Origin of the sequence: Pseudomonas sp. Pc102, from assembly GCF_018408275.1 — a bacterium.
GTDB lineage: Bacteria > Pseudomonadota > Gammaproteobacteria > Pseudomonadales > Pseudomonadaceae > Metapseudomonas > Metapseudomonas tohonis.
This window is the reverse complement of the sequence record NZ_AP021905.1, coordinates 4,232,751-4,258,887: the sequence shown is the minus strand read 5'-3', so window position 1 is coordinate 4,258,887 and position 26,137 is coordinate 4,232,751. Positions and strand designations below refer to the sequence as shown.

Sequence of the window (26,137 nt, the reverse complement as noted above, 5' to 3'; positions counted from 1 at the left end):
TTAGTGGTGGGGGTCGAGGAGCAGTTGCTCGTCCTCGGTGAAGTAATGCTCGTCGCAGTTGTTGCCGGAACCGCTGCGATCAACCACCAGGAAGTCATCCCGCTTTTCGATCGTCAGCACCGGGTGGTGCCAGACGCCGCGATGGTAATTAACGCCCTGCCTGCCATTGGTGAGGAAGGCACGGACCAGACCCGGTACAGGTGCATCGCCAACCGGCGCGACCACGACCAGAAAGGGGTTGCCGAGCAGCGGTATGAAGGCCTGGCTGCCCTGCGGATGTCGTTCAAGCATGCGGATGGGAAGGGGCATCTCCAGGGACTCGGCGCTGAAGATGCTGATGATTGCCTTGTCGTCCGGCTGGGCCGTCTCGACGGTGGCCAGCTTGTGGTAACGGCGGGTTGAGCCGTTGTTGATCATGAAGAACTCGCTGCCTTCGGTTTCGATGACGTCACCGAACGGGGCGAATGCTTCTTTGGTCAGGGGCTCGATCTTGAGAGTGCGCATGCTGTTCTTCTTGTCCTTGCTGTCGCCCCGCCACGGTGGCGGGGTTGCCGGGGTTGGCCCGGCGTTATCTGGCCACCTTGCCGAACAGGCGCAGGCGACTGACGCCTCCGTCCGGGAATATGTTCAGGCGTACGTGGGTGACGGGGCCGAGGGCCCGGATCTGTTCGGTGTATTCGTGCTCGGCGTGCATCGAGAGCTTCTGGCTCGGCAGCAGCTCGCGCCAGAACAGGCTCTGGGTCTCGATCTGGCTGTCGGTGCCGCCCTTGACGAAGGCCGCCTGGATCGAGCAGCTGTCGGGGTAGTTACCCTTGAAGTGCAGGGTATCGACCACGATTCGCTCGATCTCGCCGGGGTGGCCGAGGGCGACTATCACCCAGTCGTTGCCCGGGGTGCGGCGGCGGGCGGTTTCCCAGCCGTCGCCCATGTTGATGCCACGGCCCGGGTTGAGGATGTTGCCCATGCGGCCGAAATGCTCGTCGGAGCAGGCCAGCGCGCGACCGCCATTGAGGGCTGCGGCGAGGTCGACCTGCTCGAAGTCGCCCACCGTGCTCCAGTCGCGATGGGGGATGCCGTATACGCGCAGGCGTGCCACGCCACCGTCGGGATAGATGTTGAAGCGCAGGTGGGTGAAGGCCTGGTCGTTGTCGATCGCGTGATAGTGGTGGCTATCGCCCTTGAGCTCGACGGCGCCGAGCACTTCGCTCCAGGCGGTGTGCTCGTCCGGGTCGCCGTTGGCCACGAAGCAGCCTTCCAGGGACGCGGACGGCGGGTAGTTGCCGGTGAAGAAACTGGTGTCGATGTCCACGCCCTTGATCGAGCCCGCTACACCCAGGCGGATCACGGCGTGGTCATGGCCTTCGAAACGCTTGCGGCGGGATTCCCAGCCGTCCATCCACTTGCCGTTGTCGTCGAACACGCCTTCCTTCCACACGGCCGCGGACGGCTGGAACAGGCGGTTGACGTCGGCGAACCAGTCGTCGGTGACCGAGAGGGCTCGGGTCCCGAGACGGGCGTCGGCGAGGTTGATGTACTTCTCGAAGGGTACTGCGTAGCTCTTCATTGCGGTCTGCCTTGGAACGGGAGCATCGGCGTGTCCGGCGTGGGTGCAGCCGGGGTCACATCTGCTGCAGGCGGAACAGCGCGATCCGGTTGATCTCGGCCAGGGCCCGGCTGAACTCGGCTTCGGGGGTGTTGTGGATGCGCTCCTCGAAGGCCGCCAGGATCTGGTGCCGGTTGCTGCCCTTCACCGCCATGATGAAAGGGAACCCGAACTTGACCTTGTAGGCGTCGTTCAGCTCGGTGAAGCGTGCGAACTCTTCAGCCGTGCATTCGTGGATGCCTGCACCGGCCTGTTCGCTGGTGCTGGCTTCGGTCAACTCGCCTCGGACGGCGGCCTTGCCTGCCAGGTCCGGGTGAGCGTTGATCAGGGCCAGCTGGGCGTCGTGGCTGGCGCTGAGAAGGATGTCGGACATGCGCTGGTGCAGGCCGTCGATCTGGTCGACGCTGGCATCCAGGCCGAGGTCGTAGGCCTTTTCGGCGACCCAGGGCGAATGCTCGTAGATGTCGGCGAAGGCGCTGACGAAGGCCTCGCGGGACAGGCTGGACGGGGTGATCTTCTGGAAGCTGCTCATTGGGCGTTGCCTTGGAAAGGGTGGGTGGTGTGCCAGTGGCGGGCGATGTCCACGCGGCGGGCGAACCAGACCTTGTCGTGGCTCTTCACGTATTCGATGAAGCGGGCCAGGGCGGCGAGGCGCGCGGGGCGGCCCAGCAGGCGGCAGTGCATGCCGATGGAGAGCATCTTCGGCGCGCCGGCGGCACCTTCGGCGTAGAGCACGTCGAAGGCATCCTTCAGGTATTCGTAGAAGTCGTCGCCCTTGTTGAAGCCCTGCACCTGGGTGAAGCGCATGTCGTTGGTGTCGAGGGTGTAGGGGATCACCAGGTGCGGTTTCTCCACGGTGCTGGCCGGGTCCCAGTAGGGCAGGTCGTCGTCGTAGGTGTCGGAGTCGTAGAGGAAGCCGCCTTCCTCCATCACCAGGCGACGGGTGTTCGGGCCGGTGCGGCCGGTGTACCAGCCCAGCGGGCGTTCGCCGGTCAGCTCGGTGAGGATGCGGATGGCCTCGAGCATGTGCTCGCGCTCCTGCTCCTCGCTCATGTACTGGTAGTCGATCCAGCGGTAGCCGTGGCTGCAGATCTCGTGGCCGGCCTCGACCATGGCGCGGATGGCGTCCGGGTGGCGCTGTGCGGCCATGGCGACGGCGAAGATGGTCAGCGGGATGTCGTGCTTCTTGAACAGGTTGAGCAGGCGCCAGACGCCGGCTCGGCTACCGTACTCGTAGAGGGATTCCATGCTCATGTTGCGGGCGCCCTGCAGGGGCTGCGCCGCGACCATCTCCGAGAGGAAGGCCTCGGATTCCTTGTCGCCGTGGAGGATGTTGCGCTCGCCGCCTTCCTCGTAGTTGAGGACGAAGGAGAGGGCGATGCGTGCCTCGCCCGGCCAGTGCGGATGCGGGGGATTGCTGCCGTAGCCGATCAGGTCGCGGGGGTAGTCGAGGCTCACTACTGGATTCCTTCTTGTCTGTGGAGGGTTCGCGGAGCCGGGCTGCGCGAACGCGATGAGTGATTGTATACAAACGTCATCTGGTTTTGTAAATGAAATATTTGCCCCGATCGACGTCCTGCAGGTTTGCAAAAAACTTGCCTGATTGGTCAGTTCTTTGCAATACAACCCTTGCTCTGTGCCGGTCTGCATCAAAATGGTGCTAGCGAATCCAGCCGCCGTCGAGGCGCTAAAAATTCTCGAATAATTGTGTACAATTCTGCCGGATAATGTCTTATATTTGGTCCATCGCAGTTCCCGGGCCGCCCCTTTTCAGGGCTTGGGCACTCCTGATGCACCGATTTCAACGAGAAGAGGAGGTGTGGCTGTCGCCGGTCGATGACCGCAGCGGGAGCCCGGAAAACAATGGGACGATTGACCACCCACGTACTGGATGCCGCCCACGGTTGCCCTGGCAGCGACATCAGCATCGAGCTCTACCGCGTCGAGAATGGCGGCCTGGAGCTGATCACCCGCACCACCACCAACGACGACGGCCGCTGTGACGCGCCCCTGCTGCAGGGCGATGACTACGCCACCGGCGTCTACCAGCTGCATTTCCACGCTGGCGACTACTACCGCAAGCGCGGCGTGAAGCTGCCCGAGCAGGCCTTCCTCGATGTGGTCGTGCTGCGCTTCGGCATCAGCGCCGAGCAGGACCATTACCACGTGCCGCTGCTGATCTCCCCCTACAGCTACTCCACCTATCGCGGCAGCTAGTAACCGTCTTACCCCTGACTCATCAGCGAGTCCTTTTCCCGGCCCGTCCACACTGCGGGCTCTTTTTTTGCCCGCGATTCGGGCCTCCCGGCAGGAAGCTGGACAGGAAAGTCCCGTCTGGACCGCAGGCTCTGGCACTGCCGTGCCAGAGTGATGGCATTTTGCAAGTCATCTGACGAGTGGTTCGCATTTGGTCGGGAAAGGGCTTGAGCGAAGTTCCCGGCGCCATAAAAATGCCGCCCCGATGTCGATATGCCACTACTCCAAGGACGGTCGCAATGCGTCTGCAGTCTTTCGCTGCGGGTTTCTGCCTGCTTTTTCCTGCTTTTTCCGTTTTCGCGGCTGATAGCCCTGGTGCGCCCTTCGCTGGCGATCGCGACCTGATCCGCGAGCGCCAGGACCGCATCCTCGAGGAGCAGCGCAAGCGCCTGCAGGACCTGCAGCAACTGCCCGGCCGCGAGGCCTCCGTCCGGCCCAGCGCCCCCGCCAGCCAGGGGCCGTGCTTCGACATCCGCAGCATCCGCCTGCAGGGTGCCAGCCTGATTGCTGCGCCGCGCCAGCGCGAGCTGCTCAAGCCGTTCGAAAACCAGTGCCTGGACAGCGGCCGTCTCAACGAGCTGCTCAAGGCCATCACCCAGCACTACATCGACAAGGGCTACGTCACTTCCCGCGCCTACCTGCCGCAGCAGGACCTGGCCGACGGCGAGCTGGACGTCATCGTGGTCGAGGGCAGCCTCGAAGGCCTCGACAGCTCCGCCATCGCCAGCGACCGCGAACTGGCCATGGCCTCGCCCGCGCGCAACGGCGAGGTGCTCGATTTGCGCGAAATGGAACAGCTGGTGGACCAGATCAACCGCCTGCCGTCGCGCCCCGCGCAACTGGAGCTGGTGCCCGGCGCGGACGTGGGTGGCAGCCGCGTGCAGCTCAAGGGCGAGCCGAGCAAACCCTGGCGCGTGGGCCTGAACCGCCACAACGACGGCCAGCGCAGCACCGGCGAGCAGCAGTGGGGCGCCAGTCTCGACTGGGACAGCCCCTTCGGCCTGGCCGACCAGCTCAGCCTGCGCGGCGGCGGCGACCTGGACAGCGACCACTGGAAGCACTCGGCCAACCAGAGCGTCCTCTACAACCTGCCCTACGGCTGGTGGAACTTCAGCTACGCCTACAGCCAGAGCTACTACCGCACCCGTAACCAGGGCGACGGCTTCGCCTTCGGCACCGACGGCGAGAGCAAGAACCACCAACTGCGCGCCGAGCGCGTGCTGCACCGCGACAGCGTCAGCAAGACCGCCGCCAGCCTCGGCATCGCCCACCTGGAAACGCGCAACTACGTGGAAAACAGCCTGCTCGGCAACTCAAGCCCGCGCCTGACCGAATCCCAGCTGGGCTTCAACCACGGCCGGCGCATCGGCAACGCCTTCGTCAACGTCGATGTCGGCTGGCAGCGCGGCATCGGCGCCTTCGACGCCCAGCACGACCGCACACCGTTCCACCACTCGCCCGAGGCCCGCTACAACAAGTACAGCCTCACCGCCAGCTACCTGCAGTCGTTCCAGCTGCTGGGCGAATCCTTCAGCGTCGACAGCCTGGTCAACGGCCAGCACAGCGAGGACGTGCTCTACAGCCCGCAGCGCATCAGCGTCGGCGGCCTCAGCTCGGTGCGCGGCTTCAAGGAGCAATCCCTCTCCGGCGACACCGGCGCCTACTGGCGCAACCAGCTGCGCTGGCGGCGGCCGGTGACCTGGGCGGCGCTGCAGCCCTTCGTGCAGGAATACGGCGCCGCGTTCGCCTATGACCTGGGGGTGATCCACGGCGATCGCTACAACCCCGGCCAGAGCGGCCGCCTCAGCGGCAACGCCTTCGAATTCAGTGCCCGGGGCCAGCACCTGGCCGCCTCGGTCACCTTCGCGCGGTCCCTGGAACGCCCTGACGCCATCACGCGCCAGGAGCACCCGGTGTATTTCCGCTTCGACCTCTTCTTCTGATTTCAGCTTCGCCCGGAGTTCCAGTACATGGACGTTCGCAGCCCCTTCTTCCAGAACATCGCCACCGTCCTCGTCGGCGTGATGTTCCTCAACCCCATCGTCTCCACCGCCGCTGACCTGGCAGTGGACGCGGCTGCCGGTGGCAACACCAGCATCGGCAGCGCCGGCAACGGCGTGCCGGTGGTCAACATCGCCACGCCCAACGCCAACGGTTTGTCCCACAACCGCTTCACCGACTACAACGTCGGCCAGCAGGGGCTGATCCTCAACAACGCCACCGACAAGCTGCAGAACACCCAGCTCGGCGGCTACATCATCGGCAACGCCAACCTCAACGGCCGCGCCGCCGGCCTCATCCTCAACGAGGTCAGCGGCGGCAGCCCCAGCCAGCTCAAGGGCTACACCGAGGTGGCCGGGCAGGGCGCCCACGTCATCGTTGCCAACCCCCACGGCATCACCTGTGACGGTTGCGGCTTCATCAACACGCCCAAGGTCACCCTGAGCACCGGCAAGCCGGTGGTGGAGAACGGCCGCCTCGACCGCTACGACGTGGACGGCGGCGCCATCGCCATCGAGGGCGCCGGCCTCAACGCCGGCAACGTCGACCAGTTCGAGCTGATCACCCGCAGTGCGCAGATCAACGCCGAGTTGCACGCCAGGCAACTGGCCCTGGTCACCGGCCGCAACGAGGTGGACGCCACCACCCTGGCCGCCACCGCCAAGGCCGCCGACGGCAGCGCCCAGCCGCAACTGGCCATCGACAGCTCCGCCCTGGGCGGCATGTACGCCGGCGCGATCCGCCTGGTGGGCACCGAGCAGGGCGTGGGCGTGAAGCTGGCCGGCGACATGGCCGCCAGCGGCGGCGACATCCAGATCGACGCCAACGGCAAGCTGACCCTCGCGCGCACCGCCGCCAGCGGCGATATCGCCCTCAAGGCCACCGACGTCGACCTGACCCGCGGTGCCTACGCCGGCGGCAAGGCCCGCGTCACCAGCGCCGGCACCGTCGAGGTGAAGGAAAGCCTGGCCGCCGCCGGCGACCTGAACCTGAACGCCACGCGCATCGACAACCAGGGCCACCTGGAAGCCGGCGTGCGCGCCGACGGCAGCGCCAACACCGCCAGCGTCCTCGACATCCAGGGCGGCACCCTGGCCAACCGTGGCCAGGTGCTGGCCCAGGGCAGCCTGACCACCGACCTCACGACGCTCGACAACCAGGGGGCGCAGCTGGTCGCCGCCGGCTCCACCCAGGTGAAGGCCGAGACCCTCGAAAACCAGGGCGGCCAGCTCATCGGCCGGCAGGACCTGACGGTCGACGGCAGGCAGCTGGACAACAGCGGCGGCACCCTGGCCGCCAACCAGGCGCTGACCGTCACCGTCACCGACGAGGTGAAGAACCTCGGCGACGGCCTGATCCTCTCCAAGGCCGAGGGCCTGACCCTCACCACCGCCGTGCTGGACAACCAGGGCGGCACCCTCCAGGCCGACAGCGGCGAGCTCAAGGCCACTGCCAGCACCCGCCTGGACAACCGCAGCGGCAAGGTCCTCACCGGCGACGGCACGCTGACCCTCGCAGCCGGCGAACTGCACAACCAGCAGGGCCGCCTCAACGCCCAGGGCGGCGCCCTCAAGGCCACCACCGACAGCCTCGGCAACGGCCAGGGCCGCATCCAGGGCGACAGCGTCGACCTCACCAGCAGCACCCGCCTGGACAACGGCCAGGGCCAGATCGTCGCCACCCAGGGCGACCTGGAGATCAAGCGCGGCGAAGTCATCAACGACGGCGGCCAGCTGCTGGCCAAGCAGGCGGTCAAGGTCGACGCCGACAGCCTGCGCAACCAGGGCGGCACCCTCGGCGGCGACAGCGCCAGCCTCACGCTGAGCGGCAAACTGGCCAACGACGGCGGCCTGATCGAAGCCGGCAAGACCCTGGCCCTCGACCTCGGCTCCGCCAGCAACGCCGGCGGCAAGCTGCGCGCCCTCGGCAGCACCGGCAGCAGCACCTTCGCCATCGGCGGCCGTTTCGACAACGACGGCGGCCTGGTGGAAATCGGCAACGCCGGGTTCAGCCTCACCAGTGCCAGCCTCAGCAACCAGCAAGGCACCCTGCGCCACGTCGGCACCCAGGGCTTCGCCCTGAGCCTGGCCGATGCCGGGCAGGCCGGCGGCAGCTTCATCACCAACGGCGTACTCAGCCTCGACGTCGCCGACTGGACCAACAGCAGCCTGCTGCAGGCCCAGCGCCTGGACCTCAAGGTCGGCACCTTCACCCAGACCGCCAGCGGCAAGCTGGTGTCCATCGATGACATCACCGCCAGCGGTGGCGACTGGAGCAACGACGGCGCCATCGAAACCGAAGGCAGGCTGCAACTGGCCCTCAGCGGCCACTACCAGGGCAACGGCAGCCTGAAGAGCCTGGGTGACATGACCCTCAGCGCCGCCAGCGCCGAACTCGGCCAGGGCGCCCAGCTGCGCAGCGGCGGCAAGGGCGAGTTCCGCCTCGGCGGCAGCCTGGTCAACGCCGGCACTATCAGCACCGTGGGCGACGCCCTGCTGATCGTCGCCAGCCTCGACAACCGCGGCACCCTCGGCGCGGCGCAGAAGCTGCGCATCGAGGCCCCGACCCTGCTCAACCAGGGCCTGGTGTTCAGCGGCGCCGACATGGCCCTGCGCGCCAACAGCCTCACCAACCTCAAGGGCGACCTCTACAGCCTGGGCGCGCTGAGCGCGGCGAAGGACGATGCGAGTGGGCAGATGGCGTTGCTGGAGAACCGCTCCGGCGGCATCGAGTCCAGCGGCGACATGACCCTGCGCGCCGCCACCCTGACCAACCGCAAGGAGCTGTTCACTCCCGGTAAGACGCTGGTTGCCGGCTCCATCAGCGTGGTCTGCTACGACTGTAGCGGCGACCACCACAACGTCGACTACGTCGCCACCGAGCGCTTCGAAAGCTCGGTGCTGGAAGACTCCGCCGCCTCGCGCATCCACAGCGGCGGCAGCCTCGATATCCAGGGCGGCGTCATCGCCAACCGCTACAGCAGCCTGAGCGCCACCGGCAACATCGGCATCCAGGGCACCAGCCTGGAAAACACCGGTGCCGCCAGCGGCATCATCGAACGTGTACGCCGCTTCAACACCGGCCGCGTCACCGACGGCACCGACGAGCGTTTCCGCGACAACTACATCAACCCCTACAACGCCCAGCCGATGCCCAAGGAAGTGCCCAGCGCGCTCTACAGCTGGGCGCTGACCAGCGATATCGAGACCCGCACGCCCACCGGTGTCGGCTCGCCGGCCATCATCCAGGCCGGCGGCAACGTCAGCATCCAGGCCACCCAGCCCATCACCAACGACTCGGTCCTGGCCAACCAGGCGCCCCAGGGCGGCAACGCCCAGAGCCTGGACAGCCAGGTGGGCCTCACCAGCCAACCGCTGGTGGTGCAGCTCAACGCACAGCTGGCGCCGGACGCCAACCAGCAGGCGGTCAACCCAGTGACGCTGCCGGGCTTCGGCCTGCCCCAGGGGCAGAACGGCCTGTTCCATGTCAATGACGGCCCCGGCCATCGCTACCTGGTCGAGACCCGCGCCGAGTTCGCCAACCTCAAGAGCTTCCTCAGCTCCGACTACATGCTGAGCCGCCTCGGCTTCGACGCCGACCAGGCGCAGAAGCGCCTGGGTGATGGCCTGTACGAGCAGCGCCTGATCCGCGAAGCAATTGTTGCTCGCACTGGCAAGCGCTTCATCGATGGGCTGGCCTCGGACGAGGCCCAGTTCAAGTACCTGATGGACAACGCCATCGCCAGCAAGGAAGCCCTCAACCTCGCCCCGGGCGTGGGCCTGAGCGCCGAGCAGGTCGCCGCGCTGACCCACGACATCGTGTGGATGCAGGAGCAGGAGGTGAATGGCGAGAAGGTCCTGGTGCCGGTGCTCTACCTGGCCCAGGCCAAGGACCGCCTGGCCCCGAGCGGCGCGCTGATCCAGGGCCGCGACGTGGCGCTGATCAGCGGCACCACCCTCACCAACAGCGGCACCCTGCGGGCCAGCAACAACCTCCAGGCCTCGGCCCTCAACGTCAGCAACAGCGGCCTGATGCAGGCCGGCGAGCGCCTGTCCCTGCTCGCCACCGACAGCATCCGCAATGCACGTGGTGGCCTCATCAACGGCAAGGACGTCAGCGCCATCGCCCTCACCGGCGACATCACCAACGAGCGCACCATCAGCCAGGACGCCCGCAGCGGCAGGAACTTCAGCCAGCTCACCAGCGTGGTGGACAAGGCGGCCGGCTTCGAGGCCGGCAACAGCCTGAGCCTCACCGCCGGGAAGGACATCCAGAACATCGGCGGCAGCCTCAAGGCCGGCGGCAACGCCACTCTGAAGGCCGGCAACGACCTGGTCATCGCCTCCGCTGCCGAAGAGAACGGCAGCATGCGCCAGGACAAGCGCCATTTCTGGAGCACCACCAGCACCACCCAGCATGGGAGTGATGTGCAGGTCGGTGGCGCCCTCCGAGCAGAGGCGGGACAGGACCTGGGAATAGTCGCGAGCAAGTTGACTGCCGGCCAGGAGCTGGCGCTGGTCGCAGGGCGCGATGTCAGCATCGAGTCGGCCGCCAACGAGAGCCATCGCGCTTCTCGGAGCAAGAAGGTCCAGAGCAGCAACGACCAGATTCGTCAGCAGGCGTCCGTTGTGCAGGCCGGTGGCGATATCTCTATCGAGGCAGGTCAGGATCTGACCCTGGTCGCCAGCCAGATCAAGGGCGCGAAGGATGTGGCCCTGGATGCCGAGCGGGACACGAACCTGCTTTCCGCCAAGGACGAGGACGCCAGCTTCTACTTCAAGAAGAGCAAGGGCTCCTTCGGGCGCAAGAAGACTGAGCAGCGGGAGAGCTACGACAGCACCAATATCGCGTCCGTGGTCGAGGCGGGTGGTGATCTCACCCTCAATACCAGCACGGCGGCCAATGGCAGCCTGAACATCGACGGTGGGCGCAACGTCACCGTGATCGGCAGCGAACTGCATGCCGGTAATGACCTGCTGGTAGGCGCGACCGGCGATGTCGCAGTCCTGTCCGGAGTCGAGGAGCACGGCTCCTACAGCAAGAAGACCAAGTCCGGCTTTCTCGGCATGTCGAAGAGCGGCAAGAGCCAGCTCAAGACCAGCGCGACCCAGGTGGCCAGCGAGCTGGAGGCTGGCAACGATGTCGTGATCGCGGCGGGTAACGACATCCGCCTGCGCGCCAGTGAAGCCAGCGCGGGTAATGACGTGGAGTTGCGTGCCGGCCTGGTGAAGGACACCGGCGACATCAACCTCGTTTCCGCCAACGACACGGCATATAGCCTCACCAAGGAATACAAGAAGAAGGTCGGTCTCTCCACGTCGGGTGGCTTCCTGTCTTTCTCCTCGGCCAAGGAGGCCGGTCGCGAGGCGCAGAGCAGTACCAGTGTCGGCAGCCAGGTGTATGCGGACCGGGATGCGACGCTGCAGGCCAAGCAGGACATCAATATCGTTGGCAGCGGCGTAGCAGCAGGTCGAAACGTGTTGCTCGATGCTGGCCGTGACGTAAACGTGGTGGCCGGTCAGAGCGTCGCAGCCAGTAAATCCTGGGAGCGTGAGCGTAGAAGCGGTATTGCGATTGACAGTGATCGAAACGGTTTCTCGGGATTCATCGGCAAAGAGACGCTGAAAGAGGTCACGAGGACCTCGCAACAGACTGCGTCGGCTAGCGTTGTCCAGGCTGGAAATGACGTAGATGTAAGAGCCGGAAGGGATATTAACCAGCAGGGTTCCGATATTGGCGCGGAGCGCGATATCAACCTGAAGGCTGGACGCGATATCAATCTGGACGCCAGTCAGGAGCGCTACACCCGCGAGGAAATTGAGAGCAAGGACCGCAGCGGGCTGACGGTCAATGTCAGTCATAACTACGGCAATACCCTGGACGCAATCAACGGAACTGGTAAAGGCGATAACGCGATCAGCCAAGGTTCCAGCGTGCTTAAAACCGCTGATGCCATCACCCAGTTCGTGTCTGGACCCTCAGGGGGCGTGCATGTCGGGAATGCAGGCACCAGAAGCACCACATTCGAGGAGAGCGTCTCCAATCGTCCATCGACGTTGAGTGCTGGCCGAGATGTGAACCTCTCGGCAGAGAACAACGTTACTGCCCGTGGAACTCAAATAGGGGCAGGCCGGGACATCAACATCAAAGGTGATGATGTCACCTTGGATGTGGCTCGTGGCGCTCAAGGCGGTAGCAGTGAGTCTTACATTAGCCAATCTGGTCTGAACGGCGGGACGACCTTCAACAGCGCTCGTATGGGGGCGGGTGCCAGTCATGGGACTAATAAGGAAACTGGTATCGATGGTACATCCTTGCCAGCGAGTCTCTCTGCTGAGCGCGATATCAATCTCGAGGCCCGTAACGACCTGAAGGCGATTGGTACGCATGTTCAGGCTGAGCGCGACATCAATCTAAAGGCTGGGAATGATCTTGAGATTAGGGCTGCGCAAAACGCATCCGACCAGGAAACCCGGCGCAAGAGCGGTGGTGGTGAGATTGGTGTTGCGCTTGGTGGAAGCGATTTCATCTCTCTGTACGGCAGTGTGGATATCGGCAAGGGACGGCTTGATCGGGATGCTCAAAAACAGCAGGACGCTTATTTCTACGCGGGTAAGAACCTGAATTTCGAAAGCGGCCGCGATACTACTGTGGCCGGCGCACATCTGGATGGCGAAAACGTAAAAGGGAAGGTAGGGCGGGATTTGACCGTTTCATCCTTACCGGATACCGGCAAGGTGAGCGGCAAGGAGCTGGATGCCAGTCTCACGGTAAGCGTTGGCTATCAGACCTTCAGCGTCAGCGGCTCTCTCGGTGTTGGGAAGACCAGTGGCTCCACCAACTGGGTACAGGACCAGACCAGCATCGTCGCTCGTGATCAACTGGATATACGAACCGAGAAGCACACCCAGCTCGACGGCGCTTTGATTGCGTCGGATACCGGAAAGCTAAAGCTCGATACCGACACGCTTGGCTTCCGGGATATCAAGGGTAGTGACAAGGAGCACGCTTGGTACATCAACGGCGGCGGCTCCTACAGTTGGTCTACCAATGAAGCCAGTAAGCCTGCCTCCGCAGATGGCAAAGAAGCAGCAACTTCCGCAGTGGTGGACAAAAGCCAGGGTGATAAATCGGGTGATAACAACTGGAGCGTCAGTGGTTATGACTATCGGAAAGACCGTGAGCAAATCGTTAGGGCCACAGTTGGAGAGGGTGAGCTTAAGGTTAGAAGTGACTCTTCGACTGGTGGTGATTCAACTGCTGGCTTGAATAGAGACGTTGATCGTGCATATGAGATCACGAGGGACAAGGAAGACAGGACAGATATCTACGCAAGTAAGTCATCAATCGATGCTGTTTCCGATGTCAATACGCTCAGTAACTGGAAGGATGAGCTGACGGCCTATAAAGATAAGCTCGGCGGGAACCGGGAGATGGCCGAGCGCCTCTACAAGGGTTCCTTGAACGCTGTTGAGGACATACGACGAGAGATTCAGGCGCAACGAGTAGGGATGGATCAGGTTCCTGCGAGTCTCCGTGAGACCTTTGGTGATGAGCAGGCTCTCTTGATTGCGAAGAATGCTGTCAGGAATGGTGTTTCTGTCGAAGAGATCAAGCTGCCGAATAGTGATGTCGTCGAGTCGCTGAAACTGTTCTTGGTGCGGAGTAATGATTTCGATTTGGTCGTCGCAAAATGCGAGGCTGCTGGATCATGCAAGGTAAGCAGCGCTGGAGTCTTGACTTTAGACGAGGGTGATTCGTTCGATGTGCAAACAAAAGGAGAGTTGCTTCTTGATCATGCAACTTTCTTGAAGCAGCAGTTGGATAAATTACCTGTAGCTGAAGCTCAAGCTGCGATGCTTGCAATCCAGGCTCTCATGGGGCCAGTCAAAGCTGCGTTGGGGGTAGCCAGCAGCGTGGCGGTTAATTGGTTCTTTGGAGACAAAATCGCTGAAGTCAAAGAAGAGCTTGCTATCGGTGCTGCCGACCCTCTGGTTAGGCCGACTGATAGTGAGCTCAAGGGTAGCCATGACCAAGCGAAACAGGACTATCAGCAAGGGAAGTCGGAGCTTGACGGGAATACCTATGTTATAGGTGCTGAATTCCTGATTGATATTGCCTTGGGTGGAATAGGTCCGGGCTCTCTGAAAAAAATTAGTGTGACTAAAGGCTCATCGCCTCATCCGACTAAGGACGGAAGTGGTCCTATACAGCCTGGCTCTAAAGATGTTGCTGGGCATCAAACTGAAAAGCCAGGGCCTTGCTGCTTTGCCGCAGGCACAATGGTTTCGACTCCTAAAGGCGATAAAGCCATTGAGGCCCTCAAGATTGGGGATATTGTCTGGAGTAAGCCTGAAAAAGGTGGCGAACCATTTGCCGCTGCCGTTACTGCCACCCATGTACGAACTGATCAGGCGATCTATCGTTTAAAGCTGAAGTCTATTGATGGGGCGCTCACCGATACTCTACTGGTAACAGATAGCCACCCATTCTACGTTCCGGCACGGCATGACTTTGTCCCCCTGATCAAACTTAGCCCTGGCGATCAGCTACAGTCCTTGAGTGATGGTGGAAGCAATAATGCCACTATTGCAGTTGAGTCCATCGAGTTGGTCAAGCCTCAGGGAACTACATATAACCTGACGGTGGATATAGGTCATACGTTTTATGTGGGTGGCCTTAAGGCATGGGTGCATAATTCAGGTCCATGTAAAGAGCCTGCTTGCAAGGGAGGAAATTGCGCGGTAAATCCCGATGGGGCAGTAATAAAGGAATTGGTCTCTCTAAAAGCCCCTAACACACGCCATTATGCTGACAAAGTGACACAGGGGTCGCTTGCTAAGGATAAGAATACGGTGGTAGATAGATCTGTGGTTGATCTAAATGCAGATGTCACTGCGATTCGTGCAGGGCAGGCTCAGAAAGTCGGAGATAATTACATTATTAATGACAGGATATATGGCGCACATGACGGAACTCTTTACCCGATTTCTGGGCCTGGTCTTTATTTGTTGGATAGGGGGGGTATAAGGCTCTGGGCGTTCTGAATAAATTTGGCAACTCACCCAGAGCAGACGAGATCTTGAAGAGTATGAAGATCGACGACCAAGCAAGGGCTGAGGCTTTAAAGGTTTGGAGGGCTATAAATAATGATTGATTTTTTGTTGAGATATCGCATTTCTATCCAAGAGCTAAGGACTTTCATCGCTCTGGTTGTGGGAGTGTCTGTTGATGAGGTCGTTGTTTGTCAGGATGCTGAATTTTATGAGAAGGCGGGCGCATTGGATTTATCCAGTTGCAGATGTTTATGTGTTTTTTCGTATGTCCATGGAGAGGCTGCTATGTTGCTGCAGCTGTTTAGATGTGAGATGAGTGCCGCAGAATTAAAAGGAAAAATAATTTCTTCATCTTCTATTCTGGGGGTCGAGTGTTATATTCCAGATCCCGTTGGTGAGGGTTGGGTTTATGTGGGGGTTAATGGAGTGGTGTCTGTTAGAAGGGTATGTGATGATGATGAAGAGCATTTTTATTTTGAATAAAGTGGCTCTTGTTCTGTTTCGTTGTGTTGGGGTGTGGTGAAATGTGATTTTCTAAAATGGGTGGATATGTTTCTTGGCGCTAAAAGGAAGATTTATACAGGCAGCTATGTTGCTGCTTAAATAAATAATTGCGTCATTGCTCTGTTTGGCTTCATTGTGGTGCGGGTCAAAGCAGATAGGTATTTGAATTATTAAGATTTTTTGGGTGTCTAATAGGTTTTTGATCTGACCAAGCTGCAATGAAAGGGTGTTAAGGAAAATATGAAGCATACTTGTCTTATCGCGATCGTGGCTCTTATGGCTGCATGCTCCAATAAAGACCCGGCAACTCTTCCAGTTGCTTCTAATGAAGCACCTTCTGCTGCTATACAGGCCTTCCGTGATATCTGCCTGAAGACTGCGCCCGACTTCTCTCAGGCCGCAGTGGTCGCCAAGACACTTGGTGTCGAAGTTACCGATATGGGCTTCATGATGGCGGGCTTCAACGCTGACAAGAGCATGAGTGTCCAGATCCAGGCAGGGAAGGAGTGTGCTGTGACAACGCCTTCGCAGCGGGACGAGAGCCTTACCCGGCAATTGCTGGACTCTGCTCGTGGTCTATCCGGCACTCCGGTTGCGCAAACCGCTCCTTCCATGGTCACGCTCGGTGGCCAGGTTTTCATCCTCGCTCATGACCGGAGTGGCGGTGAGGCGTATGTCTTGCTGAAAGCAAAGGACTGACTTCAAGTCGATAGTGCCGGCACAGGTCACGGTGCCGGCGTCACTCTCCTCAGATATTGTGCTTCCGGCCATTATCCGGTCGGGGCAGCCATCTCTTTCTTCGTTATCGGTCGCCTAATGCTCCAGAAGTTCTTTATCGCTCTTGCCCTTGTCAGTCTGGGGGGCTGCTACAGCATGCCCACCACATCGGTACCTGCCTCCTACGAACCTACCGCCACTTCTGGCACCAGTTATCTGATCGGTGTCGTGGGTATCTGGCCGGATGCCTATATCGCTGCCGAGGAGCAGAAACTGCTACTGCGCCAGCGCGGCGGACATGAGTTCGCCTCTGCACAGTCGCTCAATGGTTGGTTCGTCCGGACGCCACGGGATGTTCATGATCGATCGAGAGGAATCGGCTCGCTTTTCGTTATGCCGCTGAAGCCAGGTCGCTACGAGCTCTTCAATGTCTGGTTCGATACTGGACGTACTCGCTCCTGGAGTCGGGAGGATTTCTCGATTCCGCTGAATCTGGAGGCTGGCAAGGCCTACTACATCGGTGATTTCCGCAGCGCCTGCATCATCGTCGGGAATGCCTGTACCTATTTCCATAGCCGCCATCCGGAGCGGGATTTAGCGCTCGCAAGAGCAGCGCACCCTGAGTTGCCTTCCATTGAGGAACTCGACCTCAAGTACCTCGATGGTGCTTATCCGACGATTATCGACCAGAACGGGCCCAAGGCCTCTGTCTACAGGGCACTGATGTCCGGAGAGCTGCAATGAAGAAGTGCATGCTATTGCTTGCAGCATTACTGCTCCTGACAGGCTGCCAGATCCATCACACGCTCAAGGAGCCCAACATCGTGCTCGGCGAGCCGTTGCCTCCCATCAACGTCGTGATGAGTGGAGATGTACCGGCGCCTCTCATTCGCAACTATCTGCGAGGTACCGGGGCGTTCGAGCAGGTGACCGAGGGCTATGATCGGGACGGTTACAACCTGGTGGTCATTTCCCAGAGCAATTACTGGCGGTGGCACAACATTCCCAGGATGTTCCTGAGTGCGTTCACCTTCTTCCTCGTGCCCGCCCCGACGTACTGGGATAGCCGTATCGGCTTCCTGGTCAGCAAAGGTGAGAAGCCGCTCCGCAGCTACGAGATTGCCAATCACACCGAGCACAGGATAGGCCTGATCCCAACCGGGGACGCTCGAGGAGCGAACGTGCGGGTGATCGTCGATACCTTCGTCGCCCAAGTGCTCGCCGACCCGCCTTTCGACAAGTTGGCCTATGAGCAATCCGAGAACGTTTCATCCTCCGCTTCAAGTGGTAGCGATTGCGGCAAGCCTGAGTGCCTGATCGAATAATCCCTGTGCCACCTTGGTCATGGTGTTTACGGGCGCAGTTGAATAGCCAGCCCAAAAAAGGAAAGTCATGCGTACCTTCTCCCTCATCCTCATCGCTTTTTTTCTGCTCCTGTCCGGTGCCCTGGTGCTGATAACTGTGCCGACGCTGGGAGAGCGCCCGCTTTCACATTGGTCACTGAATATGGGGATATGGCTTAGTGCACTGGCTGTATCGGCGCTCTACCTGGCGTCGTGGTTGCTGGCCCGCAAGGAGCACGGGCGTTCCCATGCCGTGGTGTTCTGGACCTACCTACCGGCGCTGGTGATCAGCCTGATCACCGGGGCCTCTTGGGGTGTAGTAGGGCATGTGATGGAAACTGAGAAAGCTGACTTCTCGACTGCTTTCGATTACTCGATGCTGATCTTTGCCGCCGGATATGGGGTGGTGGTATTGCTTTATTGCGGCGCGCTGGCCTATGTCGTTCGCAAGCGGAATGCCTTGATTGCCGGTTGAGTCGCTACTTGGTCAGCGCTTGTCTGGAGTGGGGCCAGGAAAGAATGTCTGATACTTCAGAACCTATCTGGCCCCTACGTCCGTGCTGATGGACATACATGGATGTATTTCTTTTAAGCCTTTCGCTTCACCATGAAAAAGCCCGGCATCCGCCGGGTTTCGTCATTTCAGGAGGGACGTTTCAGCGGGATATCAACGCCGCCGTGCCCGCCGCGCCGAACAGCCCGGCGCTGATGCGGTTGAACCAGGTCTGGCCTTCGCCGGAGCGCAGGTAGCGGGCGGCGGCGTGGGCGCTGAGGCCGTAGAAGAGCTTGCAGGCGAGGTCCAGCACGGCCCAGGTGGCGATCATCACCGAGAGCTGGCCCAGCAGCGGGCGGTCGGCGCTGATGAACTGGGGCAGGAAGGCGGCGAAGAAGAGGATGTCCTTGGGGTTGCTGGCGGCGAGGCCGAAGGCTTTCCAGTAGAAGGCGCGGAAGCCCGGGTTGGTCGGTTGCTCCTCGGCCGCCACCGGTTTGCCGGCGTTGCGCGATTGCTTCCAGCTCTGCCAGGCGAGGTAGAAGAGGTAGAGCGCGCCGACGAGCTTGAGTGCGCTGAACAGTTGTTCGGAGGCCAGCAGCAAGGCGCCGAGGCCGAGTGCGGAGGCAGCGAGCAGGCCGGTGGCGGCGCTGACACCGCCGAGGAAGGCGGGCAGCGAGCGGCGGATGCCGTAGTTGAGGCTGTTGCTGACCATCAGCAGCGACAGCGGGCCGGGGATGAGGATCACCACCAGCGCGGCGCTGCTGTACAGCAGCCAGGTTTCCAGGCTCATTCGCTTGTCTCCGGACAATGAAAAGGGCCCCGGCGTTTCAGCGCCAGGGCCCTTGGGTGTTGCGGAGCGAGCTTACAGGAAAATGAACTTGGCGACGAAGATGGCGCAAAGTGCATACAGGCTGGGCGATACCTCGCGGTATTTGCCGGTGCAGGCCTTCATCACCACGTAGGTCACGAAGCCCAGGGCGATACCGTCGGCGACCGAGAAGGTCAGCGGCATCATGATGACGGTGACGATCGCGGGGATGGTTTCGGTGTGCTCGTCCCAGTCGATGTGCGCCATGCCGCCCATCATCAGCATGGCGACGTAGATCAGCGCGCCGGAGGTGGCGTAGGCGGGGATCATGCCGGCCAGCGGGGCGAAGAACATCGCGGCGACGAAGAGGATGCCGACGGTGACGGCGGTCAGACCAGTGCGGCCACCGGCGGCGACGCCCGCGGCGCTTTCCACGTAGCTGGTGACCGGCGGTACGCCGAGCACGCCGCCGAACACGCTGGAGGCGCTATCGGCCTTCATGGCCTTCGACAGGTTCTCGATGCGGCCGTCTTCCTTCACCAGGTTCGCGCGCTGGGCCACGCCCATCAGGGTGCCGGCGGTGTCGAACATGTGCACGAATAGGAAGGCCAGGATCACGCTGATCATGGTCACGTCGAACGCGCCGGTGATGTCCATGGCCATCAAGGTCGGGGCCAGGCTCGGCGGCATGGAGAAGACACCCCCGAACTTGACGATGCCCAGGCCGACGCCGATCAGGGTGACGGTGAGGATGCTGATGAGGATGCCGCCGAACACGCGACGGTATTCCAGCACGGCGATCATCAGGAAGCAGATCGCGGCCAGCAGCGGGGCGGGGGAGGTGAGGTCACCGATGTGCACCAGGGTGCTGGAGTTCGGTACCACGATGCCGGCGGTCTTCAGGCCGATGAGCCCGAGGAACAATCCGACCCCCGCACCCATGGCGAATCGAAGGCTGCTTGGGATGCTGTTGAGCAGCCATTCGCGGATGCGCGAGAAGGTCAGGATCATGAACAGCACACCGGACAGGAACACCGCGCCGAGGGCGATCTGCCAGCTGTAGCCCATGGTGTTGACCACGGTGTAGGTGAAGAAGGCGTTGAGGCCCATGCCCGGTGCCAGGCCCACCGGCCAGTTGGCGTACAGGCCCATCAGGAAGCAGCCGAAGGCGGCGGCCAGGCAGGTGGCCACGAAGGCCGCACCGTGATCGATGCCGGCATCCGCCATGATGTTGGGGTTGACGAAGATGATGTAGGCCATGGTGATGAAGGTGGTGAGGCCGGCGGCCAGTTCGGTTCTCACGGTGGTGCGGTGTTCGGTCAGCTTGAAGAGGCGTTCAAGCAGGCCTTTGGCGGGGGGGCTAGCAGCGTACGTTCCTTGTTCTTGTTGTTTGGTGCTTTCCACAGCAGGTACCTCTCATTTAGTTGTTTTTAGCTGTTCGGCCGGCTGGTTACCTGGGTCCCTTGCGCAGCGAAAAGCCTGAGGTTTGGTGCCTCACGGGGCGGTACGAATTTTCTGACTTTTGGGTCAAAAGTACGCAGTCGGATTATGTGTTTGTGTACAAAAAAGTCAATTAATGTTTGTCGGCTTGTGTGCAGCTTTTCGGGGGCATAGACTGCGCGTGCTGGACTGACCGGTAAGACCACAACAACAAAGCCTCCGGATCTCGCACAAGGGCGTAGCCGCGCCAGCGCTCCGGGGGCACCGCAACGGAGATTCCCCCCATGCTCAAGTGGTGCTCGCGCTCGATATTCCTGCAGGTCGTCATCGGCCTGGTCATCGGTATCCTCTGCGGTATCGGCTTCCCCGAGTTCTCGGCGCAGCTCAAGCCCCTGGGCGACGGTTTCATCAAGCTGATCAAGATGCTCATCGCGCTGATCGTGTTCTGCGTGGTGGTCAGCGGCATTTCCGGCGCGGGGGACCTGAAGAAGGTCGGTCGCATCGGCTTCAAGGCGGTGGTGTATTTCGAGGTGCTGACCACGGTGGCGCTGCTGATCGGCCTGCTGGTGGCCTATGGCGGCGGGCTGGGGGTGGGCGCCAACATCGACCTCGGCCAGTTGCCGGCCGGCGATGCCGCGCTCTACACCTCGCGCACCGGTGACCTGCACGGGCCGGTGGACTTCGTCATGGGGCTGATCCCGGCGTCCGTGATCGGTGCTTTCGCCAGCAACGACATCCTCCAGGTGCTGCTGTTCTCGGTGCTGTTCGGCTGCGCGCTGAACCAGGTGGGCGAGGCGGCGTCGGGCGTGGCTCGGCTGATCAACGAGATGAGCCATGTGATCTTCCGCATCATGGGCATGATCGTGCGCCTGGCGCCCATCGGCGTGTTCGGCGCCATCGCGTTCACCACCAGCAAGTATGGGGTCGATTCGCTGCGCCACCTGGGCGGCCTGGTGGTGGTGTTCTACGCCACCTGCGCGGTGTTCGTGCTGCTGGTACTGGGGACCGTGCTACGGGTTTCCGGGCTGCGCCTGTGGCCGTTCCTCGGCTACCTGCGCGAGGAGCTGCTGATCGTCCTCGGCACCGCCTCCTCGGACGCCGTGCTGCCGCAGATCATGCGCAAGCTGGAGCACCTGGGCATCCGCAGTTCCACGGTCGGCCTGGTCATCCCCACGGGCTACTCGTTCAACCTGGACGGCTTCTCCATCTACCTGACCCTGGCCATCGTCTTCATCGCCCATGCCACCGGCACGCCGCTGGCGATGAACGACCTGGTCACCATCCTGCTGGTGTCGCTGGTCACCTCCAAGGGCGCCCACGGCATTCCCGGCTCGGCCCTGGTGATCCTCGCCGCCACGCTCGCGGCCGTGCCGGCCATACCCGTCGTGGGCCTGGTGCTGGTGCTCTCCGTGGACTGGTTCATGGGCATCGGCCGCGCGCTGACCAACCTGATCGGCAACTGCATCGCCACCGTGGCCATCGCCCGTTGGGAAAAGGACATCGACCTGGGCCGCGCCCGCAGCGTGCTGGCGGGCGAGCAGGGCTTTGCGTTCAAGGACCGCCTCGGTGCCAAGCCGACGGCGGATTGAGAAGGGCGTCGCCGGGCTGCATGATGCTGCGGCCCGGCCTGCCTGGTCCGGCTTCACAAGGAGGAAGGAACAGTGAACAGCTCATCGACCCTGGTGGGGTCCATCGTCCAGTCACTGCGCGAGTCCATCGAGCAGGGGCGCTGGGCCGTCGGGGAGATGCTCCCGGGCCAGCGCGAACTGGCCGAGCAACTGGGCATCAGCCGGCCCTGCCTGCGCGAGGCGGTGACGGTGCTGGAAACCCTCGGCATGGTCCGCTCGCTGCCCGGCAAGGGCGTCCAGGTGATGGGGCGCGAGGCTGCGGAACTCGCCATCACGGCGCCCCGCGACCACAGCATCGAGGATGTGATCCAGCTGCGTTATGCCCTGGAGCCCTTCATCGTCGGCCTGGTGGCGCAATCCATCGCATCAAGCGACCTCGACCGCCTGCGCCTGCGCCTGATGGACCTGCGCGACGCCGCGGAGGACGACGACATGGATGCCTTCGTCGAGGCCTATATAGGCTTCCATCAGTTGCTGGGCTCGCTGACGACCAATCCCATCTTCCAGTCCCTGGTCACGCAGGCGGGGGCTGCGTTGGCCCGCAGTGACGCACTGCTGCGCCAGCGCGGTGACGAGTTGCAGGAGCGGGTGCGCGAGCACGAGGCCCTGGTGCAGGCCATCCGTCGGCGCGACAGCCTGCTGGCCTCCTCGCTGATGCGTGACCACCTGGTCGCCGAAGGTCGCCGGATGGGGTTGCGCCTGGAGCTGCCGGAGGGCTCCAGGGCCCTGTAGGCGGGATTCTGGGCGGGGTGGCAGTGCCTTTGTCCGGTCGGATTGTGTACAATGCGCACATTTTTCCGAGGCTTTCCCCGCTGGACGCTGGCAATACGATGCCGACTCAGCGTAGTGTCAGCCCTATTCCCGCTTTCGAATCCTTCTACGTGGGCCCCCATGAACGACGTTGAACACAGTTTGAAGAAGCCGCCGCGTGCCGCCAAAGGCACGCGCAATGGCACCCAGGATGAAGTCGTCTACGCACATATCTTCGAAGCCATCCTCGAACAGCGCCTGGCTCCGGCCACCAAGTTGAGCGAAGAGGCCCTGGGCGAGATCTTCGGTGTCAGCCGCACCATCATCCGCCGCGCCCTGTCGCGCCTTGCCCACGAGGGCGTGGTGCTGCTGCGTCCCAACCGTGGTGCCGTCGTGGCCAGCCCGGGGGCCGAGGAAGCGCGGCAGATCTTCTACGCACGTCGCATGATCGAGCGCGCCATCACCGAACTGGCTTGCGTCAACGCCACTCCCGAACAGATCGCCGGCCTGCGCCAGATGGTCATTGAGGAGCGCGAGTGCTTCGCCCGTGGTGACCGCGGCATGGGCATCCGCCTGTCCGGCGAGTTCCACCTGAAGCTGGCCGAGGCCGCTGGCAACTTCACCCTGCTGGGCTTCCTGCGCAGCCTGATTTCGCAGACCTCGCTGATCATCGCCCTGTACGAGAGCAACAGCCGCACCCATTGCTCGGACGAGGAACACGACAAGGTCATCGACGCCATCGAGTCGCACAACGTCGAGGTCGCGGTCGACCTGATGATGCGCCACATGGACAGCGTCGACGCCAAGCTCAACCTCGAAGGCGAAACCGCCTCCGACGACCTGCACGCGGTGTTCTCGCACCTGCTGCAGAGCAAGAAGAAAAGCACCCGCGCTTCCTCGCGCAGCGCCTGAGCAGGGTGTGATGAAGAAGCCCCGCGAATGCGGGGCTTTTTTGTGGGTGTGTGGTTTTGGGTGGGGCGGGTCGTCGGGTGTAACCGGGGGCGGGATCGCGAATGGATTCGCTGCCACGGAGCGCCGGGGCGCTTTTGGGCGAATGAATTCGCCCCTACAGGGCGCGCGCGTGGGGAAATGAAAAAGCCCCGCATGGGCGGGGCTTTCGGGTGCGGCGTTGGATCAGTCGCGGCGGTGCACGGAGCGGCCGGCGGCGAAGGTTTCCTTCACGGTGCGGTCGTCGCCGAGGATGGTCAGTGCGAAGAGCTTTTCCTCGATGGTCCTGGCCTGCTGCATGCGGTAGGCGATCAGCGGGGTGGCCTGGTAGTCGAGGACCACGAAGTCTGCGTCCTTGCCGCTGGCGAAGTTGCCGATCTTGTCGTCCAGGTACAGCGCGCGGGCGCCGCCCAGGGTGGCCAGGTACAGGGACTTGAACGGGTCGAGCTTCTTGCCCTGCAGCTGCATGACCTTGTAGGCCTCGTTCAGCGACTGCAGCTGGGAGAAGCTGGTGCCGGCGCCGACGTCGGTGCCCAGGCCCACGCGCACGCCGTGCTCTTCCAGTTTCTGCAGGTCGAACAGGCCGCTGCCCAGGAAGAGGTTGGAGGTGGGGCAGAAGGCCACGGCCGAGCCGGTTTCCGCCAGGCGCTGGCACTCGTCGTCGCAGACGTGGACGCCGTGGGCGAAGACCGCGCGCGGGCCGATCAGCTTGTAGTGGTCGTACACGTCCAGGTAGCCCTTGCGCTCCGGGAACAGCGCCTTCACCCATTCGATCTCCGCCTTGTTCTCGGACAGGTGGGTGTGCATGTACAGGCCCGGGAACTCGCCGAACAGCTGGCCGGCCAGGGTCAGTTGCTCCGGGGTGCTGGTCGGCGCGAAGCGCGGGGTCACCGCGTAGTGCAGGCGGCCCTTGCCGTGCCAGCGCTCGATCAGCTCCCGGCTGTCGGCGTAGCCGCTTTCCGGGGTGTCGGTCAGGTAGTCGGGGGCGTTGCGATCCATCAGCACCTTGCCGGCGATCATGCGCAGGTCCAGGGCTTCGGCGGCCTCGAAGAAGGCGTCGACCGACTGCTTGTGCACGGTGCCGAACACCAGCGCGGTGGTGGTGCCGCTGCGTAGCAGTTCCTTGAGGAAGATGGCCGCCACGTCGGCTGCGTGGGCCTTGTCGGCGAAGGCCTTCTCGGTGGGGAAGGTGTAGGTGTTCAGCCAGTCCAGCAGCTGTTCGCCGTAGGAGGCGATCATGCCGGTCTGCGGGTAGTGGATGTGGGTGTCGATGAAGCCGGGGGTGATCAGGGCGTCGCGGTATTCGCGCACCTCCACGCCCTTGAGGCTGGGCAGCAGGTCGGCGGCATGGCCGACGCGGGCGACCTTGCCGTCCTCGATCACCAGCACGCCGTCCTCGAAGTACTCGTAGGACTGCTCGACGCCCACGTCGGCGGGGTCGGCGATGCTGTGCAGGATGGCGGCGCGATAGGCTTTTACGGGGCTGGTCATGTTGAATCTCGTTCTTTCGTGATCTTGATGCCCCATGGCGGGGCTCCGCGCAGGCGAGCGCCGAGCCGAGGCGGCCCGGTGTCCTCCTGCATGAATCTCGGGGTCAGGCCTGTTCGCGGCGGGAAGAGGGCACCAGTTTGGCGACTGTTTCCCTTTTCTTCACGTCCTGGCCTTCCTCCTTCTGACCGAAGGTGGCGTTGTAGGTGGCGATGATCTCGCCGGCGATGGAGATGGCGATCTCCGCAGGCAGCTTGCCCTTCACCTCGGCGATGCCCATGGGGCAGCGCATGCGTTGCACGGTTTCCGGGGCGAAGCCGCGGTCGCGCAGGCGGTGTTCGAACTTCACCCGCTTGGTCTTCGAGCCGATCAGGCCGTAGTAGGCGAAGTCGTTTCGCTTGAGGATGGCGGCGGTGAGTTCCAGGTCGAGCTGGTGGTTGTGGGTCATGACGATGAAGTAGCTGCCGGAGGGCATGCGCTCGACCTCATCGACCACCTCGTCATTGACCACCTTCTCGACGCCGGCGGGAATGGACGCCGGGAACTCGTTCTCCCGTGAGTCGATCCAGCGCACCTTGCACGGCAGGCTGGCGAGCAGCGGAGCCAGGGCGCGGCCCACGTGGCCCGCGCCGAACAGGGCGATATGCGCCTGGGGCTGGCCCATGGGCTCGAACAGCAGCACCGTGGCACCGCCGCAGCACTGGCCGAGGCTGGCGCCCAGGCTGAAGCGCTCCAGGCGGGTGTCCTGGGAGCGGGTCCGCAGCATTTCGCGGGCGATCTCCATCGCCTTGAATTCCAGGTGGCCGCCACCGATGGTCTCGTAGATGCGGTCATCGCTGACCACCATCTTCGAGCCGGAATTGCGCGGGGTGGACCCGCGCTCTTCGATGATGGTCACCAGCACGCAGGCGTCCCCGCGTTGCTGGAGTTCGGCCAGGGCGCTGATCCAGCTCATTTGCTCAACCTCCAGGTACGCAGGGGCTTGGCGGAGCGCGAGAGGCGCCAGACATCCTGCTCCGGACGGCGCAAGGCGTCGGTCGGCTGGGCCGGTGCGGCCTGCTGTTCCGGGTTTTCGCGACTGAAGGCGGGTTGGCTGTTCATC

20 protein-coding genes are annotated in these 26,137 nt (G+C 62.5%); 11 read left to right on the top strand and 9 right to left on the bottom strand.

Going from position 1 to position 26,137, the window contains the following annotated elements; all coding sequences use genetic code 11:
- The 4 genes from PHLH3_RS19355 to puuE all read right to left on the bottom strand — a co-directional run bounded on the left by PHLH3_RS19355 (position 1) and on the right by puuE (position 3,061).
- Positions 1-504: an ureidoglycolate lyase gene (locus PHLH3_RS19355; protein ID WP_173177884.1), complete on the bottom strand. Its 504-nt coding sequence runs from the start codon at positions 502-504 to the stop codon at positions 1-3.
- 64 nt (positions 505-568) lie between these two features.
- Positions 569-1,564, bottom strand: coding sequence for an allantoicase (gene alc / locus PHLH3_RS19350; protein WP_213625423.1), 996 nt, complete (start codon positions 1,562-1,564; stop codon positions 569-571).
- Positions 1,565-1,619: 55 nt separating this feature from the next.
- Complete coding sequence (gene uraD, locus PHLH3_RS19345) at positions 1,620-2,135, bottom strand: 2-oxo-4-hydroxy-4-carboxy-5-ureidoimidazoline decarboxylase (protein ID WP_213625422.1); 516 nt, start codon at positions 2,133-2,135, stop codon at positions 1,620-1,622.
- Complete coding sequence (puuE, locus tag PHLH3_RS19340; RefSeq protein WP_213625421.1) at positions 2,132-3,061, bottom strand: allantoinase PuuE; 930 nt, start codon at positions 3,059-3,061, stop codon at positions 2,132-2,134. The genes uraD and puuE overlap by 4 nt, the downstream gene beginning before the upstream one ends.
- A 405-nt stretch (positions 3,062-3,466) precedes the next feature.
- Here puuE and uraH point away from each other — a divergent pair, with 405 nt between their 5' ends.
- The 8 genes from uraH to PHLH3_RS19300 all read left to right on the top strand — a co-directional run bounded on the left by uraH (position 3,467) and on the right by PHLH3_RS19300 (position 17,955).
- Positions 3,467-3,820, top strand: a complete 354-nt coding sequence (gene uraH / locus PHLH3_RS19335; protein ID WP_111260831.1) for a hydroxyisourate hydrolase — start codon at positions 3,467-3,469, stop codon at positions 3,818-3,820.
- A 278-nt stretch (positions 3,821-4,098) separates the two neighbouring features.
- Positions 4,099-5,802 (top strand): ShlB/FhaC/HecB family hemolysin secretion/activation protein, encoded by a 1,704-nt coding sequence (locus PHLH3_RS19330; protein WP_213625420.1) that lies wholly within the window; start codon positions 4,099-4,101, stop codon positions 5,800-5,802.
- 27 nt (positions 5,803-5,829) lie between these two features.
- Positions 5,830-14,907: a hemagglutinin repeat-containing protein gene (locus tag PHLH3_RS19325; protein ID WP_213625419.1), complete on the top strand. Its 9,078-nt coding sequence runs from the start codon at positions 5,830-5,832 to the stop codon at positions 14,905-14,907.
- 102 nt (positions 14,908-15,009) lie between these two features.
- Positions 15,010-15,399 (top strand): hypothetical protein, encoded by a 390-nt coding sequence (locus tag PHLH3_RS19320; protein WP_213625418.1) that lies wholly within the window; start codon positions 15,010-15,012, stop codon positions 15,397-15,399.
- A 261-nt stretch (positions 15,400-15,660) separates the two neighbouring features.
- Positions 15,661-16,119, top strand: a complete 459-nt coding sequence (locus PHLH3_RS19315) for a hypothetical protein (RefSeq protein ID WP_213625417.1) — start codon at positions 15,661-15,663, stop codon at positions 16,117-16,119.
- A gap of 117 nt (positions 16,120-16,236) precedes the next feature.
- The gene (locus PHLH3_RS19310; protein ID WP_213625416.1) at positions 16,237-16,881 is read left to right on the top strand and encodes a hypothetical protein; all 645 of its coding nucleotides are present in this window, start codon (positions 16,237-16,239) and stop codon (positions 16,879-16,881) included.
- Positions 16,878-17,462, top strand: a complete 585-nt coding sequence (locus PHLH3_RS19305) for a hypothetical protein (protein WP_213625415.1) — start codon at positions 16,878-16,880, stop codon at positions 17,460-17,462. The genes PHLH3_RS19310 and PHLH3_RS19305 overlap by 4 nt, the downstream gene beginning before the upstream one ends.
- A gap of 67 nt (positions 17,463-17,529) precedes the next feature.
- Positions 17,530-17,955, top strand: coding sequence for a hypothetical protein (locus PHLH3_RS19300; protein ID WP_213625414.1), 426 nt, complete (start codon positions 17,530-17,532; stop codon positions 17,953-17,955).
- Positions 17,956-18,136: 181 nt separating this feature from the next.
- On the opposite strand, the gene PHLH3_RS19295 is transcribed toward PHLH3_RS19300, so the two are convergent.
- Together PHLH3_RS19295 and PHLH3_RS19290 are read right to left on the bottom strand one after the other, a co-directional pair.
- Positions 18,137-18,763 carry a LysE family translocator gene (locus tag PHLH3_RS19295; protein ID WP_213625413.1) on the bottom strand — a complete coding sequence of 209 codons (627 nt, stop codon included), beginning with the start codon at positions 18,761-18,763 and terminating at the stop codon, positions 18,137-18,139.
- 72 nt (positions 18,764-18,835) lie between these two features.
- Positions 18,836-20,185, bottom strand: a complete 1,350-nt coding sequence (locus PHLH3_RS19290; RefSeq protein ID WP_213625412.1) for an NCS2 family permease — start codon at positions 20,183-20,185, stop codon at positions 18,836-18,838.
- Between the two features lie 320 nt (positions 20,186-20,505).
- Here PHLH3_RS19290 and PHLH3_RS19285 point away from each other — a divergent pair, with 320 nt between their 5' ends.
- The 3 genes from PHLH3_RS19285 (at position 20,506) to PHLH3_RS19275 (ending at position 23,511) form a co-directional block, all read left to right on the top strand.
- Positions 20,506-21,810, top strand: coding sequence for a C4-dicarboxylate transporter DctA (locus tag PHLH3_RS19285; protein ID WP_213625411.1), 1,305 nt, complete (start codon positions 20,506-20,508; stop codon positions 21,808-21,810).
- Between the two features lie 72 nt (positions 21,811-21,882).
- Positions 21,883-22,581 (top strand): FCD domain-containing protein, encoded by a 699-nt coding sequence (locus PHLH3_RS19280; RefSeq protein WP_111263413.1) that lies wholly within the window; start codon positions 21,883-21,885, stop codon positions 22,579-22,581.
- A gap of 159 nt (positions 22,582-22,740) precedes the next feature.
- Positions 22,741-23,511: a GntR family transcriptional regulator gene (locus PHLH3_RS19275; RefSeq protein ID WP_111263414.1), complete on the top strand. Its 771-nt coding sequence runs from the start codon at positions 22,741-22,743 to the stop codon at positions 23,509-23,511.
- A 222-nt stretch (positions 23,512-23,733) separates the two neighbouring features.
- Here PHLH3_RS19275 and guaD read toward each other — a convergent pair whose 3' ends face one another.
- The 3 genes from guaD to PHLH3_RS19260 all read right to left on the bottom strand — a co-directional run bounded on the left by guaD (position 23,734) and on the right by PHLH3_RS19260 (position 26,136).
- Positions 23,734-25,038, bottom strand: coding sequence for a guanine deaminase (gene guaD, locus PHLH3_RS19270; protein ID WP_213625410.1), 1,305 nt, complete (start codon positions 25,036-25,038; stop codon positions 23,734-23,736).
- Between the two features lie 103 nt (positions 25,039-25,141).
- Entirely contained in the window at positions 25,142-25,990 is an 849-nt protein-coding gene (xdhC, locus tag PHLH3_RS19265; protein WP_213625409.1) for a xanthine dehydrogenase accessory protein XdhC, read from the bottom strand.
- Positions 25,987-26,136, bottom strand: coding sequence for a hypothetical protein (locus tag PHLH3_RS19260; protein WP_173179334.1), 150 nt, complete (start codon positions 26,134-26,136; stop codon positions 25,987-25,989). Before PHLH3_RS19260 ends, xdhC begins: the two co-directional genes overlap by 4 nt.
- Position 26,137 lies beyond the last annotated feature (1 nt).